The sequence below is a fragment of the Dysgonomonas sp. 521 genome (genome assembly GCF_010501055.1).
Taxonomy (GTDB): domain Bacteria; phylum Bacteroidota; class Bacteroidia; order Bacteroidales; family Dysgonomonadaceae; genus Dysgonomonas.
This window is the reverse complement of record NZ_QVMO01000184.1, coordinates 585-3,600: the sequence shown is the minus strand read 5'-3', so window position 1 is coordinate 3,600 and position 3,016 is coordinate 585. Positions and strand designations below refer to the sequence as shown.

General features: G+C 37.2%; 3 protein-coding genes. All 3 read right to left on the bottom strand.

Annotated elements, in window-relative coordinates; genetic code table 11:
* Positions 1-274 precede the first annotated feature (274 nt).
* Positions 275-1,363, bottom strand: coding sequence for a type II toxin-antitoxin system HipA family toxin (locus D0T84_RS21885; RefSeq protein ID WP_163310039.1), 1,089 nt, complete (start codon positions 1,361-1,363; stop codon positions 275-277).
* The gene (locus D0T84_RS21880; protein WP_163310038.1) at positions 1,356-1,673 is read right to left on the bottom strand and encodes a helix-turn-helix transcriptional regulator; all 318 of its coding nucleotides are present in this window, start codon (positions 1,671-1,673) and stop codon (positions 1,356-1,358) included. Before D0T84_RS21880 ends, D0T84_RS21885 begins: the two co-directional genes overlap by 8 nt.
* 256 nt (positions 1,674-1,929) lie before the next feature.
* A complete protein-coding gene (locus D0T84_RS23195; RefSeq protein WP_255495536.1) occupies positions 1,930-2,751 on the bottom strand; it encodes a DUF2891 family protein in 822 nt (273 codons plus the stop codon).
* Positions 2,752-3,016: the final 265 nt, after the last annotated feature.

Genomic DNA, 3,016 nt, shown 5'->3' with positions numbered 1-3,016 from the left:
CCTAACAACTTCTCGTAATTCATCCTGACAAAGATAAGCTATATTCATGATATGCGACAAGACAAATCAACCCGGAAAATCCGCTGAGCCCATTTCGGTGGGCGTTGACGGAAATGAACTATTCACGCAAGCCGCTGATTATTCAGTTGTTATAAGTATTCGATTTTTGTAGTCCACGATTTGCACACGCTCTTCCAAAGAGTCTCTTAATCACCTAATTTACAAATACTAAGATAGATATTTATTGTTTTATGTGCAAATTTTTGAGCTTAAATTATACACCTATTTTCACTAATTCGTAAACTTCTTCAAGAATATCTTTTGTTTTTTGTTTGGATAGTCCGACGTCGTTTCCAACAGCTAACATATCTGATATTTTGGGCTCGCCCGTATTGTTTATTGTTGTTGTATGATAGCCTCCAAAACCGCTACTGGGCAGAATATCATAAGCGGGGGATAATTTCCACTCATCTCCGACTAATTGAAATGAGAAATTCTTAGCGTGGTCATCCCGGTTTTTGATTGCAACATTGAAAACCATCAAGCGAAATAAAGAATATACTTCTTCCATATTCCTTGTAATATCCTGGCATATTCTCAGTAATGCCTGATAATCAAGACTGGGAATTCTGTAATCTGCATTAATTAATCCGGCGGCACTGATTGTATGAATTTTCCCATTGGGAGTCCTGTCAAAACGTTTAACTCCGAAGTATTTACCTTCAAACAGTTGGGTTTTCGGCATATTGATCCCGCATTTTTTGGCTAATAAGGAATATTTGTACTCTGTTTCTCCAACATCCTGACGGTCTACCGATGCCCGGAATTTAACGAGCCACTCGACTCCATCAATTTTCACAAACACTTTAGGGCGAGCTCCTCCCGACGATCCGGCATATTTATATAAAGTATCCAGCCCTTCTCCGGTATAATCATCATTTGATAGAATTTTTTCCGCATCTGATGCAAGCTGATTAAAATCAATTCTTTCCTGTTCATTTTCAACACTCCAATCCGGTTTATATTCCAATGCTCCACGCCCTGTACTTCCAACAAGAGCCAAGCGTTGCAATATTGTCAGTTTATCAGGATTATAGCCTTTTTCTTTCAGATACCTGTCAAGAATCAGATTTCCCCATCCGTCCGGTAAACTATCATCAAAAACGCCAAAGTTACCCTTAAACGGCTCTCTTTTGGCGATCATCAGTTCTCCTTTTAAAGGGAGGAAATAAGGAGATATTGATTTGCCGAATGCAAGATATTGCGCATCATACTCAAAGGCGCATAGCGAATCTGGTGTTAAAGCAATTCGTCCAACTTTACTCCCATTCATAAAGACTTCTACAACATTGATATTATCCATTCCTTGATCCTCTTTGCCTTTTTTTAGTTTCTTTTTTTTCAAGTAACTCGTCTATACTTTGAAAAGATCTTCCGGAAAATAATTCTAAAAACCCTTCCGTCATATCTAACACTATAGCACATAAAACGAGATTGCGCAAGGTTATTTCACCGGTAGTCTCAAATTTGCGATAGGCATCGTATCCGACTCCGGCCCTTTTTGCGAAAGCCTTTTGTGTAAGGTTTCTCTCCAAACGTCTATCTTTTACTCTTGATGCAATACCTCTCATTATTACATCCGGAGTTTTATTTATAATTATGCCTATATCCACAATTAAAGCTATATTTAATTATTAATTATGTAAATATACACAATAAATACGTATTATAGAGTAAGGATAAAAAGAATTATTGGGTAGTATTCCCCTTAAAAACTACCCGAAACGAAAACGGCTTGGAGAAATAACCGAATTGAGGGATCAATTCTAAACTTACCCTAAAGGGTATAATGATTGGTTTATGCTATTTTTTATACCCTAAAAGGTGTATTCTCGCTTTTTAATGATAAATAACATACCGATTAGATCATTATCGGTTCATTAAAGCATAAAGGGCAAAGGAACCTAACCAGTGACTGCCCATGTAATCATCATCGGTAATATTACCTAACGAATAATTAAGATGGTTGTCAGCAATTGATCTCAGATGGCTCAACTCCGGCAATTTTCTTGAGATAGAATACAAACAAGTTGCCCTACTGAAATTCAATCCATCGAGATGAACCAAATGTCCATCCGTACGATCAGAAACTTTTCCCGGCTCAAATGAAAAATCAGGTTTAAATATTTCCGGCAGAAATGCCTTTAACCATACTTTATATTCCTGTGCATCCAATACTTTACTCATCAATAAAGCCTCTTCAAGGCAAGGGGATAGGAAATCATTGCCACTGGGCTCATAAGAGAGATTGCAGTTCACATCATTCTTATATAACCTTTTTGTATGTTCTATTATTAACTGTTCAAACTCTTTCACTTTGAATTTATCCGTTCCCAGATTGTCGAACGTACTTATAGAAACCCCGACGTCCCCCACATTGATAGCAGTCTGCCCAACATCAAGAAGTTTGGCTCCACTGATTGTAGCATCTTGCCTCCATGCTTTTGTTGGAAATTCAGGCCAGTAAAAATATACTACCGGAAGCCCATTTTCCAACACTGTAGTCCCTCCCGTGGAAGCAGGCAAGCCGATATTTACATCCCGGGGACCGGTATTACTTGATGCATTCAGCATCACGTTGCGGTCGCTTTCTTTTACAACCACCGAGTCTTTCTTTATTTCATTCTTCTGGGCAAAAAGATGCCCTGACAACATTATCATCAAACTGAATAATAAGATGTGTGTTTTCATGTTTTTATGAGTATTCATACAACTTTGATTAGTTATTGGTTATTGATTAACTAAGTTTAAAATCGAGCAAAAATTATAAGTTTGAGCTTTTGAATAAACAACAAAGAGCCGCAAACAAAACCTCTTTTTAGATGTTCATATTTAATTTTGTATTTACATAAATAACGAAATCACTAGTGTCCGGTTTAGAAAATATTGACATCGTTAAAACCCTTATGGATAAAGGGGAGTGAGCACGTTCTTTGATTTTTCGATTTGAATTTTC

Bases quoted from the DNA above. Each gene is read 5' to 3' on its own strand.
- D0T84_RS21885 (WP_163310039.1), bottom strand. From the start codon at position 1,363: ATGGATAATATCAATGTTGTAGAAGTCTTTATGAATGGGAGTAAAGTT.
- D0T84_RS23195 (WP_255495536.1), bottom strand. From the start codon at position 2,751: ATGAAAACACACATCTTATTATTCAGTTTGATGATAATGTTGTCAGGG.